We start from the raw sequence: 15,460 nt of genomic DNA on the forward strand, positions 1-15,460 counted from the left end.
CCATGTTGAATATCGACCACTAAACAACATGCTTGACAGTGGCCGTCAAGAGGTTGATTAGTGTTCACTATGGAACAGGCAGGGAAATCACGCGGCGGTCGTCCGTGGACCTTTGATCGCGACCAGGCGCTCGACATCGCCATGAGGCTCTTCTGGCGGCACGGCTATGAGGGAGTATCGATCGGCGATCTCACGAAGGCGATCGGAATCGCTCCCCCCAGCCTTTATGGCGCCTTCGGGAGCAAGGCTGGGCTATATCGTGAGGCCATCGCCCTGTACGACGAGAGCTTCAGCCGTTTCGATGCTCTCGCTATCGAGACGGCGGACTCGCTTGCGCAGGCGGTTCGTCGGTTACTCGAGGGCGTGGTTCGAGCCGTCACCCACCCAGATCGCGAACCTGGGTGCATGATCTCAAGCGGTATTGTCGCGTGCCATCCCGACCATGCCGAACTTGCTAGGGATGCCGCAGCCCGCCGCGAGGCGATGCAGAAGCGGATCGCCGATGCGTTGGCATCATTCGGCAAAACGGACGAAATTGGCCGCCTGGCCAGACATCTCACCGCGGTCATGCAAGGGATTTCGATTCAGGCGCGCGACGGAGTGGCCGAAGCGGAGCTGCGTGAAATCGTCGAAGACGTGGTGGCCGGCGTGGCAGCACAGCATATCGGACCTGGGTAGTCGCACCAGCAAAACGTGGCGCTCTCCCTTTATCGGGACGCAGTCCTCCCAACCACTTCATCACGTAGCTCCAACTAGGGGTGCCTTGCGCTCTTTATCTGGATCGATCTCAAGACGAGGATTTCATGTCTTTCATTCAGATCATATGCGCAGTGCTCGTACCCTTACTCTGGGGCTATCAGTTTGTGGTTATCAAAGTGGGGGTTATGGAGTTTCCGCCTCTCTTCTTTCTCGCCCTGCGCTTCCTAGCCATCGCGCTGCTGCTTGTTCCTTTCGTCAAAAGACCCGCTCGCCAACAACTCGGCCATATCACAGCTATTTCCGTTTTCCTGGGCGGACTGAACTTTGGGCTCTTCTATGTTGGCCTTGGCCTCGGCTCGGGAAGCCTGTCGGCCGTCGCCTATCAACTCGCCACGCCCTTCACCATCTTGCTAGCTTGGCCGCTCCTCGCGGAGAGGCCCTCTCTTACGACGTCAGCCGGAGTGCTGCTGGCATTCGTCGGCGTGATCGTGCTGGCAGCGGGGCCTGGTCTGTCGGCAAACATGCTTCCGCTGCTGCTCGTCATCGGGGCGGCCTTCGCGTTTGCGGTGTCCAACGTCTTGACGAAACGCTACGGCCCGTTTGACCCCTTGATGTTGATGGGATGGTCGTCGCTGTTCACGGCACCGCAGGTGATGGCGATGTCGTTACTCATCGAACATGGACAACTGGTTAGCCTTAGCACAGCGGATGAACGTGGTTGGCTGGCGCTTGCTTACACAATCTTCGTCGGAGGAATTGTCGGGTTTGGCCTTTGGTTCTGGCTGATCGCCCGTTGCTCCATGGGCCGCATCACACCATTCGGCCTGCTGCTTCCGGTCTTCGCCTTGATTTCGAGCGTGTTGTTCCTTGGCGAGCATATGACCACAAAATTGCTTGTCGGAGGGCTCCTCGCGATCTCCGGCGTCGCCATCACACAAGTAAGACCGGGCGCTCGACCAATTTGAATTCAGAAATCGTGTCATGGTGAGTTTCCGTGCGGGATGAAAACCACGGAACAGGAAAAGCGGCTATGGCCACACCACCAAGGCCGCCCAACTGGTCGTGGAGTTCAGCGCCATTTGGGCGAACTCGGTTCTTTCATCGGTCATAGACCTGCGCATGGCCGACGAAGTCAAGGCGACACGGACGAAGGCGGGGATGCCGCTATTATAATTTCGTCGCTGCGCGCGCAGCGACGAAACCGAAATCCGAAGCTCACACAAGAAATCCCAGAAGAGGGGGAGTGAAAGCTAGGCAACGAAACGAACCACACCGCCATCCACGCGGAGAGCCGCGCCGGTTGTCGCCGAAGCCTGCTCCGAGCAGGTGTAGATTATTATGTTGGCCACCTCATCGGTGGTTGCGAACCGCTGAATGAGAGTGGTTGGGCGCAGCGCTGTCAGGAAGCCTTGCTCGGCTTCCTCCTGCGTAATTCCGTTCGCGGCAGCCTGCTTCGCCATGAAGTCACCAAGGATCTCGGACCGGGTAGGCCCCGGCAGAATGGCGTTAACTGTGACGCCCGTACCCGCGACCGCCTCGGCAAGCCCGCGTGAGACCGCGAGTTGCGCAGTCTTGGTCATGCCATAGTCGAGCATCTCCTTGGGGATGTTGACTGCGGACTCGCTGCTGACGAACACGACGCGGCCCCAGCCCTTCTTCACCATGCGCGGCAGATAGTGGCGCGTCATACGCACGCCGCTCATAACATTCAGTTGGAACAGCCCAAGCCAGTCCTCGTCAGGGATCTTCGCGATGTCCTCGACGCTGTTGTAGTCCCGGATGTGCGCCGTACCCACGTTGTTCACGAGGATATCGGCGTCCGGCACCTGCGCGATGAAGGCTTCGACACCCTCCACGGTCGCCAGGTCGGCGGCAACGCCAGCGATTTCGCTCCCGGGAAAAGCCTGCCGAATTTGCCGCACCGCCTCGTCGACCCGGGCACTCCCACGACCGCTGATAACGACCGACGCTCCGGCACGGGCCAAACCTTCCGCAGTGGCACGGCCGATACCCGCGGTAGACCCGGTGACGATCGCCTTCTTACCCTTGAGGTCAATATTCATGTCATTCATCTTCAATCTTGGCCTGCACGGCCATCCTGTCTCTTGATGTTTAGGCGGCGCTACCGCCCAAACTTCAGGACGGGCAAGTCAGCCCGCCTTGACCGCTGCTTCCGCCTCCGCCGCGCGGGCGAGGCGTTCGACCCATTCCTGGTGATAACGGTAGAGCGCACCGGGATGCTTGCGTCCGAGTTCTTCGAGGAACCACGGGCCTTGCTGCGTTTCCTTGGTCAGCACGTGACAGCCGTCATCGGCCGCAGGGCGCGCGCTTGATAGGAGTCTATGACAGCCAAATCTCGTTTGGACAGTCGCGTCTACTCCTGGTTTGGACGAGACTGATCATGCCGAATGGCCGCTCCATCGTGCTCGAAAGGCAGCCGGGGGCTGATGCGGCAGGCTATTCTGGCCTCTCAGATGAAGTCGATAATCACTGGAAAGAACTCTTGGGGGCAGCCGCGCTTTCGACATTGCTCAGTGTCGGTTCAGAGCTTGGATCTGGCGCGGATGGCGGTTCCAACACGGCCTTACTCCAGGCGTTGCGTATGGGGGCCGCAAATTCTTTGAATCAGATCGGGCAGCAAGTGGTTCGTCGCAACCTCAATATCCAACCAACGCTCACGATTCGCCCGGGGTTTCCAGTGAGAGTGATTGTGAATCGCGACATCGTCTTGGAGCCATACGGAGGATAAAGAGATGGCTAAGCTCAAGATTGACTCACTTGTTGATGAAAAGCCCGTCAAGTTAAATTTGGAACTACCTGCTTCCGTCCACCGTGATCTCGCTGCTTACGCCGAGGCCGTGGGTGTCCAAAATGGACAGCCTATCGGCGATCCCGCTAAGCTCATAGTTCCAATGCTGACACGCTTCATGGCCACGGACCGAGCCTTCGTAAGATCAAGAAGACAGCTTCATCCCTCGGGCAAAAAAGGATAGCGCTCTGATAGCAGTCGGATAAAATTCGCGAGAGCTGGATTCTCGTTGTCCTCCCGCCACATTGCTGAAAAATCGATTCGACTCGGACCTGTCCCGTCCTGGAGCTTCCGATAGATTATCCCAGATAAGTTTGCTCCCGTGTCCGATTCTAATACCAGACTCACACCGACCCCCATGCTGATCAGGCTCTTGATCGCGCCTCGACTGACGTCGTGACGTTCTATCCGCGGACGATCACGACTCGTATTTAGCTTGGTGTTGAGGAGGGCCTCAAGTTCGGTTCCTGGATCATATTGGCTTAATAGCAGAGTTTGATTGCGAAGATCTGTCCAATAAACGACTTCCTGCGGTGCGAGAGCGTGATCAATAGGCAGGGCGACAAGAATGCGCTCGCTCCAAAGAGGAATTGCCTTGCAGTCCAACGGCGTCTCCCCTGTTGCAATGTGCAGGTCGACAACGCCATTGCGAAGTGCTGTGACCAGCTTCGTTCTAGATCGCTCAATTGTCCTCAGCTCAACTTGCGGAAATCTACCTCGGAAGTCCAGCAATGCGGTTCGCAAATTTCCGGTGGTCAACGAGGTGCAGAACCCGACAACCAGACTTCCCGCATCGCCTCGGCCGCTCGCCTTCGCAACAGCGCTTAGCGCTTCTAACTGCTCTACTATCGAACGGGCTGTCCGCAGAAAGTGACGCCCAATCGAAGTCGCGTGTACCCCAGCGGTCGATCGTTCGAATATCGTAACTCCAAACCCATGTTCAAGGATTTGGATTGAGCGACTAAGTGTGGATTGCTTTACCGACAGCGCTTCGGCGGCTTGCCTAAAGCTGCCGTGATCTGCTGCCGCAATCGCATGCACGAGCTGATTGAGGTTGATGTGGAGGCGTCTCATCGCCGTTCGTTTAGAATCTTCGGTGCTCATGACTTCACTCGATGCAGGATTCGTATTTGGAATTAGCCGCTCGGGGTAGCGCAAACAAGCGCCACGTAATCTCTCCGAAGTGGCCGCCCTCGCCGGAGCGGGACGAGATGACATCCAGTCAATACTGCGATGAAGGGTGCGCAACTACCAGCCGGACTAGACCGTTCCGATATCGGGCGTAAGAAAGGAAATGACCTGTTGACGCCTGTCCTCGGACGACAGGCGCAGTGTCTGCGACCAAAATGCGGCCCTCGCCGAACTAATCCTGCAATCGATGCGGCCGCCCCTTGTTGCTTCAGGTCGCCCGGCAATCGGAAGCAATGTGTCAGACGGCATCGGATAGGAGAACGAATCTCGAATTCCGTGCATCACGATCTCATCCAGATAGAGGAATCAATGAATACACATCATGTAGACGCCTACTTCAAAGCTATGAGCGCCAAGGAATTCGCGCAGCTCGCCGCGCATCTTTCCGAAAATATTCTCCTCCTAAGCCCCGTCTTCCCCGAGCCGTTCGAAGGGAGAGACACGGTGGTAAAGATTCTCTCTGGTCTGCTTGAAACCATCGACAGCATCCGGGTCAACCTGACCTTTTCATCGGATCGCGACGTCGCGGTCTTCTTCACCATTGAGTGTGACGGGATTACGGTCAAAGGAAACGAGCACATGCACCTGAATGAGAGTGGACTCATCGATCGCATCGAGGTGGCATGGCGCCCACTTGGCTCGGCAGTGCTCATCCAGGAAAAACTCGCGAACAAACTAGGCGGGCAGCCTATGCGCCTGGTTCCCGCACCAAGCGCTGCCTGACTGCGTCTTTCTCAATCCCCGCTGGAACGAGCTTCACCTTTCCGACGCAAAGAACGGGAGGTGGATCTCGGAGCGCGTTGTCGACGCGAGACGTCCGGCTTGGATGACGAGGTTACTATCAAGTCGGGAGCGCGCCGTCAGTCAGCCGATATTGAATGAAGCCGTCGCCCGCCTCCCGGTGACGTGGATCGTGCCCGACGCGTTCGGCTCGTCACGCAGATCGGCGGCGTCGCTTCAGTTGGCGAGAATTCGAGCTAAGGCGGAGACTGCTGGTAACGAGCCGGTCGACAAGATAGTGTCGACGTCATGCCTACGCCGCTCGACACCGTGTCCCTATCGCAGCTCCGCTGCTTCATAGCCGTGATCGATTCCCGATCATTTGCCAGCGCGGCCCGTCAATTGGCGCTGACGACCTCCGGGGTTTCGAAAACGATCTCGCGGTTGGAGGCGGCTTACGGACTACGCCTGCTGCATCGTTCGACCCACTCGATTTCGCCGACCGAGGCCGGTGAGAGCCTGATCGGACCGGCGCGTGCCTTGCTCAAGGGAGCGGAGGATATCGACATCATCCTGACGCACGCGAATGCGAGCGCCGCAACGGGTAACGTTCGGATCGGCGCGCCTCCCGCATTCGTTCGGCGTTGCCTCGTGCCGCTTTTACCGACATTCGCCGAACGGCATCCCGACGTGGTTCTCGATTTGCGGGCGAGTGACGCGATTGTCGATCTTGCGGAAGTCGGCCTCGATCTCGCGATACGAAGCGGGCCGATCGATGGCCTGCCTGGCCACGTTCGGCTGCCTTGGTTCAAATTCGACTGGATAGCCTTCGGTTCGGCTCGTTACCTAGAACGGCGTGGGCTGCCGGAGACCCCCTCCGATCTTGCCAAGCACGACTTGATCGGCTTTCGCAACACGCGTACGGGGCTGGTCGAGCCTTGGCAGTTCCGCGACGAAAGTGTCCCACGATCGCCGGCTTGGCGCTTTGTCACGGACGATGCCGAATCGGCTTTGTTGGCTGCGATGAACGGGGCGGGCATCATGTGGGCGCCAAGGTGGCTCGCAGCCGAAGCGCTTGCCTCGGGCATGGCGATCGAGGTGCTGCCGAATTGGGGCGGGCACACGACGCCAGTGTCCATCCTGCGACGTGGACAAACCTTGCTTCCAGCCCGTGTACGAGCGGTGGTGGACTTTCTCCACGGTCATGCTGCCACCTTTGGTGAAGCGTGACAGGTGATTGGAACGGCATTCCTCAGGCAACTCCGGTTTTCTGCCTCACCTAGAGGCCCGTGAATCGAGCGGCACGCTTCTCGCGGAATGCACGTATTCCTTCCAGGCCGTCTCCGAGGTTCACGCTTTCGGCGACGCCTTTCGCCTCAAGTTGCAATTGGTGCTCCAAACCGAACTGGTCGGCGCCGGCCAAAAGCGCTTTGATTCGCCCGTACGCCACGGTGGGCCCGCTCATGAAGCGATTGCATATCTCGTCGACTGCCGACGGGAGCCCCGCGGCATCGACGACATTGTTGATCATGCCCCACTGAAAGGCTTCGGCGGCCGTGATCTTGCGGTTTAGCATCAACATCTCGCGTGCCTTAGTTTCGCCAACCCTACGAAACAGCGCGCGGGCAAGACCGCCATCGGGCGGCAACCCGAGTGCGATGAACGCGGATGCGAAGGTGGCCGAAGCGGAAGCCAAGACGATATCGCCGGCCAGGCATAGGCTCAACCCGGCGCCCGCAGCGGGACCGTTTATGGAAACCACTACAGGGGCGCGCATCCGAACCATCGACAAGATTGCCGCGTTCAGATGATGTGTGGTCTCGCGGACCACGGCGCCGTAGTCATCCGCGCCGTCAAAATTGCCGGGGTCTCCTCCAACGCAGAAGAAACGTCCTTTCCCCGTGAGTACTACACACCTGACGTTTTCGTCCTCCTCGCAGTTGCGCATGGCTTTCGCGAGTTGCCTCAGGAGAGCGACGTTCATTGAGTTGCCGCTTTCAGGGCGGTTTAATTGGATTTGAACGAGGCCGTTTCGGCGCTGAAGATCGATGCAATCGAATTCCATTTGACTGTTATCCTATGGCGCTCAGCCTCTCCGTGCCGCTCTGGCTAGGTTGCTGCGTACGACGAGCCGGTGAAACGGTGAGATGAGGCGAAAATAGATCTTTCCCAACAGATTATGGCGGTGAACAACGGTGGCCAAGATGACTTCGTCATATGCGTCGTCGCGGCGGGAGCGAAGCTGCACGGAAGCCCGAAAATCCAGATGTTTGTCGTCCTCGCCGAGGATAAGCTCGAGCGTCGTCCGAGAACGCCGTTGAATAAGTCAATCGTCTCTGCCCGATTGCGCCTCGCCATGCCGGTCATGGCGACGTCCCGTATCTTGAGAAGTACCACGAACCATGGAGCGGAATGCGCGAGAATGGCGCGAGCCAGGCCGTCGATGTCCGGAGGCGTGCCTGTTGGAAGCGAGATCGCGAATGCATCGACCATGTCGGTCGTCGGAAAAAGGTGCGCACGCTGACTTTCCCCGGGAAGCTCGATGGATCGTACATTGTCAGGCTGATCCATTGCGCTCATCGATGTCAATGCTTGCTCCGATGAGTTGCCCGACGCATGGTCACCAAGAGATGGGAGAGGCACCGACAGGCATTCGTGCGTCTCGGCTTCGTGGCGAATGCAAGCGCGGGAGGCGGCTCGCGCTTTCCGGAGCGGATCATCTCGGCCGAGATCGCCATTTGCAGGTCGGAATATCGTCACGGTGCCGCTGAAACGTCGATGATCGCGTTTCCGACGAGTTCGCCCGATTCCACGGCGGTGTGCGCTTGAGCAGTGGCCTCCAAAGGGAAGCGAGCTGCGATGGTGGGGGCAAGCGCGTTTTCCTTCATGGCTTTGGTGAGAAGTTCGCAGGCGCGCCGGCGCTCATCTTCGCTCAGGCGGTAGACCAGGATGAGCCGCATGGTGATATTCTTGAACATAAGTGGATAGACCGGGAACTCGGGCTTGGGCATAGCCATGGACCCGTAGGCGGCGATTACTCCGTTCGGTTTCAAAATCTTGACTGACGTTTCGATATTGCCGCCCAACTCCACCTCGATGATCCGGTCTACGCCGGCATCCGAGGTGAAGGCTTTGACGGCAGAAGTTACGTCCTCGTCGCGGTAGTTGATGACATGATCGGCTCCGGCGGCTTTTGACTGCTGCGCCTTGAAGAAGCCGCTGACGGTCGTGATGACCCGCGCGCCGCCCCACTTGGCGAGTTGTATGGCACACTGTCCAACGGCTCCGGCGCCGCCGGTCACGAGTAGGGTCTTTCCTTCGACGGGGCCGTCTGCGAAAACCGCGTGGGTTGCCGTCAAGCCCGGAATGCCGAGGCAAGCTCCTGCATCGAAGCCGACGTTGTCGGGTAGACGAAGAGCCTGGCCCTCCGGAAGACAGACGAATTCGGCGCATGTTCCGTGCGGGCGGTCCCAAGCCGCGTTCCACGTCCAAACCCGCTCACCGATTCGATCCTTGGACACTCCGGTCCCTACCGCCTCGATGATCCCGGCCCCGTCCGAATGCGGAATCACCAACGGAAAGGCCATCGGCGCGCGGACGCCGGCCCGCGATTTGACGTCAGAAGGGTTGACCCCAGAGACAAGCACGCGGACCCTGACCTCTCCCCGTTGTGGCTCCGGCACCGGGCGTTCGCCCAGTTGGAGGACGCTTGCCGCGGGTCCTGTGCTCTCGTACCAAACTGCTCTCATTCGACTGGCTCCTTTCGATCCGAGCTCACCAAGAGAGCCGGAGTATCTCCATGACATCATCCGCTCCGTGGACGGACCGCGGATTGTTCTCGAGGAAGCCGGACGCAACGGTGCGCTCGGCGAGGTTTCTGAGCTTGCTCTCCTCGATGTCGGCCTGGCGCAGGCGGATGGGCTCCCCAAGGCTCGTCACCAAATCCTCCACGACTTCCGCCAAGCCGTGATCGGGCTTGCCGATCAATGCGCAGAGCTCTGCCTGCCGTTCGGCGTTGACCTTCGAGTTCCATCGAAGGACGGAGGCCAGCAGCATGCACGAGGTGCGGCCGTGTGGGACACCGAACGCTCCGCCGAGGACGCGGCCTATGCCATGGCTCGCTCCGACCGGGACGCCCGCAGCCGGTCCTAGGATGGAAAGCCACATTCCCAACTGTGCGTCGAGCCGGAACTGCAGGTTGAGAGGGTCAGCTTGAAGTTTTGGAAGCGTTCTGAGCAGCGTCCGAAAGGCCTGAATTGCCATCGCGTCGGCGTAGGGCGTGGACTCGGGCGAGCAAAACGTCTCCACACAATGATCGACTGCGCGGACTCCCGTGGACATGAGTACCCAATTGGGAACGCCGAGAGTGGCTTCCGGATCGAGAATGACGCTGCGCGGGATCTGCAGCGGATGGTCGAACACTTCCTTGACGCCGGATGAGCTCTCGGTCACGCCGGCGAAGCTTGTGAACTCCGCGCCCGAAAAGGTCGTAGGTACGGCGATGGACCGCGTGGTCGGCACGGAATCGTTCAATACATCGGTCGAGCCTTCCGGGGTGATGCCCTTGCGAAGGCGATCCAGATCCTCCTCGCAATCAAGCGCGAGCCACATGACTCGCTGCGTCAACTTGCATGCGTCGATGACGGATCCTCCGCCTATTGCCACGAGAAGGTCGGCGGATGCGGCGCGAGCGGCTCTCGCGGCGCCGATAACGCTTTCCCGAGGCGAATGCGGCCGCATGTCGAAATAAGCTCCGGCGAAGCGGCTTCCCAACGCATCCACGATCCCGCTCAGGAAGGTCGAACGCCTCAAGGAAGGCGAGCAGACAAGGAACAGCCGGGAACAGCCGAGACGCCGGGCCTCGTCCACGAGCGCGTGCTGCGCGGCTTTGCCGAAAATGACGCGTTCCTGGAGAGGAAAGCGATGTATGCCTGACAGCATTGCTGTTCCTTGATCAGATCGGTAAATGGCGTTCGCCCGTCGGAGACCCCTGCGACGTCTACGGTCGCGGCGGCACCATGTCGCCTCCCACCCGGGCGACCAGCCGCCCTCTCTCCAGGCGTCCGGGCGCGTCGTGAGATGGAAGCAGCCATTTGCAGCCTCTAACGGCTCGCTTCATCGCGCGCCGTTCCTGCCTCTCGCTCATTGCCGTGTTGCCGGAGATGTGGGGTTCGTTGAAGAGAACCTCGTCGAAGGGATTTCCAAGCTGATGTTCGAGGTTGTAGAAGACGTCGCCGCAGATGCGGGCAAGTCCATCGCGCGTCTCGACGAGTACGCTGAGCGAGCCTTCCGTGTGACCGCCGGAGCGTTCCACCGCGAGGCCCGGGAGAACCTCGATGACGTCACCATCCTCGGCATCGAGAAGTTGGATGGCGTCCTGCCGCCAGACCCTGCCCAACAGATGTTTCATGTCTGGTGCCGGGTATCCGCCTCCTCCTGATCCGTTGCAGCCGATCTCCAACTCGCGGCGTGACGTGACGACGCGCGTAGAATCGGGAAAGAGATCGTCCTTTCCGGCATGATCGATGTGGAGATGAGTGTGGATGATCATGGCGACGTCGCCGGGTTTGATGCCGCGAATCTCAAGCTGTGCTTCGAGCGTTCCGGCGGGCGCGTCTGTCGCCACCATGCCGACGGTCGTCATGATCTCCGTCGAACGAAAGCCGGTATCGACGAGCACCGGCCCGGCGCTCAGCCCGCGTATCAGAAAGGCGTTGACGCACACGGCCGCGGGAGTACCCGGCGTGCGATGTTTAGCAAGGAATGACGTGTCGACGGTGACGTCGCCTGCATTGATTATCTCAATTTCCAGGGCCATTGTTCGTTTCCTCTATTGTGGTTACTGCAGCGCCTCTACGGGCCCCGGCGTTTTTGAGCTTGAAAGGCGGCCAGTCACGCGCCCGTCTTCGACGGCAAAACCGTCGTCGTGCGCGGGCAACAGCCAGCGCGCTTGACCGAGCACCGCCTTCATGGCGGCTCGGTCGGCGGCTTGGCTCGCGCCGCTGTTGTCCGCCATGCGCGGCTCGCGATGGTTGGTCTGGAACGGCGGGGCAATGACCTGCATGTGCACGTCCTGAATGACGTCTCCACAAAGGCAGGCAATGCCGTCTGCGGTGTCGACAAACACGTTTATCGATCCTTCCGTGTGGCCGCCCGCCTGAGCTACGCAGATGCCCGGCAGGATCCGCTGGCGCTCAAAGCCCTGAAAATCGAGAAGCCACATCGCACCTGGCGTATGGACCCGTTCGAGAAGAAGCTCGATGTGGGCCAATCGGTAGTCCTGTCGCATCATGCCGCTGGCAGCAAATTCGAGCTCGCGCCGGTTGACCGCGAACTTGGTCGTGGTTGGAAAGACGGCGGCGCCACCGACGTGATCAAAGTGAAGATGGGTGAAGATCACCGTGGGGATATCTGCCGCGGCGAGGCCGAATCGATCGAGCTCCGCGCTGATCATCGCGGCGTCGCCGGCGCCCGTGTCTACAAGTACCGGCTCAGCTCCGCCTCCTTCGATCAGGTAGGCATAGACCGGCGTCCGGATCTTGCTTCCCAGATCCCGGTATTGCACGAACTCCCCGGCGTCGACTTCAAGAACTCCCACGTGCAGGCGGTGTATTTTTCGATGCATGTCTTCCTCCATCATCTACGGGCCCCGTTTCGTGGCCTCATTGCTTCGAATCGGTTTCGATGTCGCGGAAAATCTCATTTGAATGCTCGCCGAGCTTGGGCGTCGGGCGTCGGATGTCGGTCGACCAGGCGCTAAAGCGCACCGGTTGGATGACATGGTTCTCGGTCGTGCCGTCCGTCCGCGACAGCTTGCGGAAGAGGTTGCGGGAACGCACGTGAGGGTCGTCGATGACATCGGCAAGGGCGTTCAGCGGCGACCAAGGTACGGCATGTCGATCCAACAACGGTTGCCAGTGATCGAGAGAATGGGCGGAAAGAGCTTTCGAGATGCGGCGTCGAAGAACGTCCCTTTCGCGAAGCCGGTCCGCTTGAACCAGTTCCGAGGCATCCGGCATGTCCAGCAATGCGCAAAGTGCGCGCCAGAAATGGTCTTCGTGCGCGATACTGAGGGTAATGCGTCGTCCACCCTTCACGTCGAAGACCCCGTACGCGGGTTCGCCGAGAATTTCGAACGGCACCTCGCCGTCCATCGCGGGTGCCACATAGGTGGACATCCAAGATATCAGGCCGTCGGTCATTGAGACGTCTATCTCGGTGCCGCGGCCGGTACGTTCGCGTCCGAAAAGCGCCGAAGCGATCGAAAAGGCGGCGAACATCGCGCTGCTTAGATCGCCGTAGGAAACGTTCGGAAAATCTGCTCGGGTGCCTGTCGCCCTATCGAACAAATGCCCGGCGAACGCCAGATAGGAAAGATCGTGCGCGGTCCGATCGCGGTACGGGCCGGCTTGTCCGAAACCGGAGATCGAGACGTAAATTAGCCGTTCATTGACGGCCTTCATCGTGCCGTATCCTACGCCAAGGCGATCCATAGTTCCCGGCCGGAAGCCTTCGAGAACTACGTCGGCGCTGGCGGCGAGCGACAGCAACTGTTCGCGACCCTGCTTGCTCTTCAGATCCACGCAGACGCTTCGTTTGTTGCGGGCGAGAGCGCGAAAGAACGGAGGATAGGCCCGGGCAGGGTCACCGCCGTTCGGACGTTCGACGAGAATGACGTCGGCGCCCATGTCGGCGAGGAGCATCGTCGCATAGGGGCCGGGGTACTGCTCCGCGAGCGAAAGTATCCTGATGTTCTCGAAGATGGATGTCATGTCCATTCCATACTCGCCGGTCATTTGTCGACCCATTGGCCGGCTCGCCCGGCTTGAACCGAGATCGCGCGCCGTGCTCGGGCATCCATGCGTAGTCTTGACAGAACTGAATCGAAAGTCAATATAATGACTATGTGGATCACAAAAGAACGGTTTGCGTGACGGCGGCCGATCGCAGATTGCGTTCAGGGGAGAAGCGTCTGGTGCTTAGCGACGACGATCAGATGATTCAGGAGGCGGCACGGCGCTTCTCCAGACAGCGTTTGTTGCCTTTCGGCCGCGAGTGGGACCGAACTGGCGATTTTCCCCCGGACTTGCTGCGCGAGATGGGGAATCTCGGATTGTTCGGCATTCTTGTCCCGCAGGAGTATGGCGGTCTGGGCGGTGGCTATCTTACTTGGGCGGTCGCGCTCGAAGAGATCGCTGCGGGGAACGGCGGGATCTCGACGCTAATGCACGTTCATGCGCTCGGCGCGGCGGCCGTTCTCGCTCGCTTGGGCGATGCGGATCAAAAGTCGCGGTGGCTGCCGCGCATGGTCGCAGGCGAGGCGATCGGCTGCATTGCGCTGACCGAGCCTCATGCGGGATCCGACGTCGCTAAGGTCAAGACGCGGGCGCGAAAGGTGGACGGTGGCTGGCGGCTCGACGGACTGAAGCAGTTCATCTCCAATGGGCGCCGCGCCAACGTCGCCATCATCCTCGCCGTGACCGATCCGGAACGCGGCAACCGCGGCATGTCCCTCTTCCTCACCCCGACCGACGCGAAGGGTTTCGACGTCGGTCAGACGGAACAGAAACTGGGGCAGAGGACTTCTGATACAGTGCAGATCGCGCTTCACGACTGCTTCGTACCGGAAACCGCCCTGATGGGCGAACATGGCCAGGGCTTGCCGGCAACGATGGGCTTGTTGTCGGACGGGCGAATCTCCGTCGCGGCTCAAGCGGTGGGTATGGCTCGCGCCGCCTTTGATTGCGCGCTCGACTATGCTCGCGAGCGCGAGGCATTCGGTAAGCCGATCATTGAACATCAAGCGGTGGCGTTCAGGCTGGCGGACATGGCCACTCGGATTGATGTCGCGCGGGCATATACCCATCATGCCGCTCGTCTTCTCGACCGGGGCGCAAATTGCGTCAAGGAAGCATCGATGGCGAAACTATTCGCGGGTGAGATGGCGGAGCGCGTTTGCTCCGACGCTATCCAGATCCACGGTGGATACGGATATCTCGCGGATTACCCGGTCGAGCGAATCTATCGCGATGTCCGCGTCTGCCAAATATACGAAGGAACGAACGATATTCAGCGGCTCATCATCGCCCGAAACTTGAACGGTCGTACGTCCGTCAGCGGTCAGACGAGCAACTGCGCTGGAGCGGGGCCGGGCGACGGCAATCGCCCGCGCTGAAGGGATGGACCGGTGTGCTTGTGCACCGATCATGTGCAAGAAAGGACGATGTTTTGAATTTCTCCGACATAGAATATGAACGGCGTGGCGCGGCGGGGTGGATCACGCTCAATCGTCCGGCCGAACTGAATTCGCTGAGCCTCGCGATTCTACAGGAAATTCCGGTCGCGTTGGACCTTGCCCTGCGTGATCGCGAAGTGAAGGCGATCGTCTTCACGGGAGCCGGCCGCGCCTTTTGCGCCGGAGCCGACCTCAAGTTCGTAAATGATCTAGCGCCCGAAAGGCGCACTTCGGAGACGCGAGACTTCATCGCCAGGGCGGCCGCGATGGTGGACAGGATTGAAGCGTTTCCCAAGCCGGTCATCGCGGCAGTGAACGGTATCGCAACGGCCGGTGGTATGGAACTGCTCCTGGGGTGCGACATCGTATTCGCCGCACGCTCGGCCAGGATGGGAGACGGTCACTCCAACTACGGTCTCGTTCCCGGCGCGGGAGCTTCGGTGCGTCTCCCGCGGAAGATCGGAATCAATCGGGCAATGTATCTCTTCTACAGCGGCGAACTGCTGCAGGCCGACGAGATGGCCGCGGCGGGTCTTGTCAATCGCGTCTTCGACGACGGAGTCCTACGTCCGGCGGTCGAAGAATTTGTCGTCAAGCTTGCGACGAAAAGCCCGCTTGGCCTGGCCCGCATGAAAGCCATGGCGCTCGAAAGCTTCGACAAGTCGACGGCAAACGGCATCGCCCACGAGCAGCTAGTGAGCGAACTTCACGCGCACAGCTTCGATCGGAACGAGGGCATCGCCGCGTTCTCCGAAAAACGTAGGCCGGAATTCCAAGGCCGCTGAGAGACCCATACCAGCCCGTCG

Annotated in this window: 17 protein-coding genes and 1 pseudogene; 8 read left to right on the forward strand and 10 right to left on the reverse strand. The window is 59.9% G+C overall.

The window, feature by feature from the left end; all coding sequences use genetic code 11:
- The first annotated feature begins 69 nt into the window (after positions 1 to 69).
- Together RS897_RS15700 and RS897_RS15705 are read left to right on the forward strand one after the other, a co-directional pair.
- Positions 70 to 678, forward strand: coding sequence for a TetR/AcrR family transcriptional regulator (locus RS897_RS15700; protein ID WP_315837437.1), 609 nt, complete (start codon positions 70 to 72; stop codon positions 676 to 678).
- Between the two features lie 125 nt (positions 679 to 803).
- Positions 804 to 1,664 carry a DMT family transporter gene (locus RS897_RS15705; protein ID WP_315837438.1) on the forward strand — a complete coding sequence of 287 codons (861 nt, stop codon included), beginning with the start codon at positions 804 to 806 and terminating at the stop codon, positions 1,662 to 1,664.
- Between the two features lie 285 nt (positions 1,665 to 1,949).
- Here the strand turns inward: RS897_RS15705 and RS897_RS15710 are convergent, their stop codons facing one another.
- Positions 1,950 to 2,762, reverse strand: a complete 813-nt coding sequence (locus RS897_RS15710) for an SDR family NAD(P)-dependent oxidoreductase (RefSeq protein WP_315837439.1) — start codon at positions 2,760 to 2,762, stop codon at positions 1,950 to 1,952.
- A gap of 87 nt (positions 2,763 to 2,849) precedes the next feature.
- Positions 2,850 to 2,996 carry a hypothetical protein gene (locus RS897_RS15715; protein WP_315837440.1) on the reverse strand — a complete coding sequence of 49 codons (147 nt, stop codon included), beginning with the start codon at positions 2,994 to 2,996 and terminating at the stop codon, positions 2,850 to 2,852.
- 17 nt (positions 2,997 to 3,013) lie between these two features.
- On the opposite strand from RS897_RS15715, the pseudogene RS897_RS15720 reads away from it, so the two are divergent.
- Positions 3,014 to 3,448: pseudogene (locus tag RS897_RS15720) on the forward strand (TraB/TrbI/VirB10 family type IV secretion system protein); the annotation flags it as partial.
- Between the two features lie 4 nt (positions 3,449 to 3,452).
- Positions 3,453 to 3,692 carry a DUF2274 domain-containing protein gene (locus RS897_RS15725; RefSeq protein ID WP_315837441.1) on the forward strand — a complete coding sequence of 80 codons (240 nt, stop codon included), beginning with the start codon at positions 3,453 to 3,455 and terminating at the stop codon, positions 3,690 to 3,692.
- On the opposite strand, the gene RS897_RS15730 is transcribed toward RS897_RS15725, so the two are convergent.
- Positions 3,668 to 4,612 carry a LysR family transcriptional regulator gene (locus RS897_RS15730; RefSeq protein ID WP_315837442.1) on the reverse strand — a complete coding sequence of 315 codons (945 nt, stop codon included), beginning with the start codon at positions 4,610 to 4,612 and terminating at the stop codon, positions 3,668 to 3,670. The two genes, RS897_RS15725 and RS897_RS15730, sit on opposite strands and share 25 nt — an antisense overlap.
- Positions 4,613 to 5,008: 396 nt before the next feature.
- Here RS897_RS15730 and RS897_RS15735 point away from each other — a divergent pair, with 396 nt between their 5' ends.
- Together RS897_RS15735 and RS897_RS15740 are read left to right on the forward strand one after the other, a co-directional pair.
- Positions 5,009 to 5,422: a nuclear transport factor 2 family protein gene (locus RS897_RS15735; RefSeq protein WP_315837443.1), complete on the forward strand. Its 414-nt coding sequence runs from the start codon at positions 5,009 to 5,011 to the stop codon at positions 5,420 to 5,422.
- A gap of 306 nt (positions 5,423 to 5,728) precedes the next feature.
- Positions 5,729 to 6,649, forward strand: a complete 921-nt coding sequence (locus RS897_RS15740; RefSeq protein ID WP_315837444.1) for a LysR family transcriptional regulator — start codon at positions 5,729 to 5,731, stop codon at positions 6,647 to 6,649.
- A gap of 49 nt (positions 6,650 to 6,698) precedes the next feature.
- On the opposite strand, the gene RS897_RS15745 is transcribed toward RS897_RS15740, so the two are convergent.
- The 7 genes from RS897_RS15745 to RS897_RS15770 form a co-directional block, all read right to left on the reverse strand.
- Complete coding sequence (locus tag RS897_RS15745; protein WP_315837445.1) at positions 6,699 to 7,484, reverse strand: enoyl-CoA hydratase/isomerase family protein; 786 nt, start codon at positions 7,482 to 7,484, stop codon at positions 6,699 to 6,701.
- Positions 7,485 to 7,505: 21 nt separating this feature from the next.
- Positions 7,506 to 7,742 carry a DUF2867 domain-containing protein gene (locus tag RS897_RS42285; RefSeq protein ID WP_407654554.1) on the reverse strand — a complete coding sequence of 79 codons (237 nt, stop codon included), beginning with the start codon at positions 7,740 to 7,742 and terminating at the stop codon, positions 7,506 to 7,508.
- Positions 7,743 to 8,175: 433 nt separating this feature from the next.
- A complete protein-coding gene (locus RS897_RS15750) occupies positions 8,176 to 9,228 on the reverse strand; it encodes an NADPH:quinone reductase (protein ID WP_315837446.1) in 1,053 nt (350 codons plus the stop codon).
- A complete protein-coding gene (locus RS897_RS15755) occupies positions 9,194 to 10,360 on the reverse strand; it encodes an iron-containing alcohol dehydrogenase (RefSeq protein ID WP_315837447.1) in 1,167 nt (388 codons plus the stop codon). Before RS897_RS15755 ends, RS897_RS15750 begins: the two co-directional genes overlap by 35 nt.
- Before the next feature lie 58 nt (positions 10,361 to 10,418).
- A complete protein-coding gene (locus RS897_RS15760; RefSeq protein WP_315837448.1) occupies positions 10,419 to 11,237 on the reverse strand; it encodes an MBL fold metallo-hydrolase in 819 nt (272 codons plus the stop codon).
- A gap of 21 nt (positions 11,238 to 11,258) precedes the next feature.
- Complete coding sequence (locus RS897_RS15765; RefSeq protein WP_315837449.1) at positions 11,259 to 12,059, reverse strand: MBL fold metallo-hydrolase; 801 nt, start codon at positions 12,057 to 12,059, stop codon at positions 11,259 to 11,261.
- Between the two features lie 22 nt (positions 12,060 to 12,081).
- The gene (locus RS897_RS15770) at positions 12,082 to 13,197 is read right to left on the reverse strand and encodes a CaiB/BaiF CoA transferase family protein (RefSeq protein ID WP_315837450.1); all 1,116 of its coding nucleotides are present in this window, start codon (positions 13,195 to 13,197) and stop codon (positions 12,082 to 12,084) included.
- 194 nt (positions 13,198 to 13,391) lie between these two features.
- On the opposite strand from RS897_RS15770, the gene RS897_RS15775 reads away from it, so the two are divergent.
- Together RS897_RS15775 and RS897_RS15780 are read left to right on the forward strand one after the other, a co-directional pair.
- The gene (locus RS897_RS15775; RefSeq protein WP_315838656.1) at positions 13,392 to 14,594 is read left to right on the forward strand and encodes an acyl-CoA dehydrogenase family protein; all 1,203 of its coding nucleotides are present in this window, start codon (positions 13,392 to 13,394) and stop codon (positions 14,592 to 14,594) included.
- A gap of 53 nt (positions 14,595 to 14,647) precedes the next feature.
- Entirely contained in the window at positions 14,648 to 15,439 is a 792-nt protein-coding gene (locus tag RS897_RS15780) for an enoyl-CoA hydratase/isomerase family protein (RefSeq protein ID WP_315837451.1), read from the forward strand.
- The last annotated feature ends 21 nt before the right edge of the window (positions 15,440 to 15,460 follow it).

It is taken from the genome of Bradyrhizobium prioriisuperbiae (genome assembly GCF_032397745.1).
Classification (GTDB): Bacteria; Pseudomonadota; Alphaproteobacteria; order Rhizobiales; family Xanthobacteraceae; genus Bradyrhizobium_A; species Bradyrhizobium_A prioriisuperbiae.

Bases quoted from the DNA above. Each gene is read 5' to 3' on its own strand.
- RS897_RS15700 (WP_315837437.1), top strand. From the start codon at position 70: ATGGAACAGGCAGGGAAATCACGCGGCGGTCGTCCGTGGACCTTTGAT.
- RS897_RS15705 (WP_315837438.1), top strand. From the start codon at position 804: ATGTCTTTCATTCAGATCATATGCGCAGTGCTCGTACCCTTACTCTGG.
- RS897_RS15710 (WP_315837439.1), bottom strand. From the start codon at position 2,762: ATGAATATTGACCTCAAGGGTAAGAAGGCGATCGTCACCGGGTCTACC.
- RS897_RS15725 (WP_315837441.1), top strand. From the start codon at position 3,453: ATGGCTAAGCTCAAGATTGACTCACTTGTTGATGAAAAGCCCGTCAAG.
- RS897_RS15730 (WP_315837442.1), bottom strand. From the start codon at position 4,612: ATGAGCACCGAAGATTCTAAACGAACGGCGATGAGACGCCTCCACATC.
- RS897_RS15735 (WP_315837443.1), top strand. From the start codon at position 5,009: ATGAATACACATCATGTAGACGCCTACTTCAAAGCTATGAGCGCCAAG.
- RS897_RS15740 (WP_315837444.1), top strand. From the start codon at position 5,729: ATGCCTACGCCGCTCGACACCGTGTCCCTATCGCAGCTCCGCTGCTTC.
- RS897_RS15745 (WP_315837445.1), bottom strand. From the start codon at position 7,484: ATGGAATTCGATTGCATCGATCTTCAGCGCCGAAACGGCCTCGTTCAA.
- RS897_RS15750 (WP_315837446.1), bottom strand. From the start codon at position 9,228: ATGATGTCATGGAGATACTCCGGCTCTCTTGGTGAGCTCGGATCGAAA.
- RS897_RS15755 (WP_315837447.1), bottom strand. From the start codon at position 10,360: ATGCTGTCAGGCATACATCGCTTTCCTCTCCAGGAACGCGTCATTTTC.
- RS897_RS15760 (WP_315837448.1), bottom strand. From the start codon at position 11,237: ATGGCCCTGGAAATTGAGATAATCAATGCAGGCGACGTCACCGTCGAC.
- RS897_RS15765 (WP_315837449.1), bottom strand. From the start codon at position 12,059: ATGATGGAGGAAGACATGCATCGAAAAATACACCGCCTGCACGTGGGA.
- RS897_RS15770 (WP_315837450.1), bottom strand. From the start codon at position 13,197: ATGGACATGACATCCATCTTCGAGAACATCAGGATACTTTCGCTCGCG.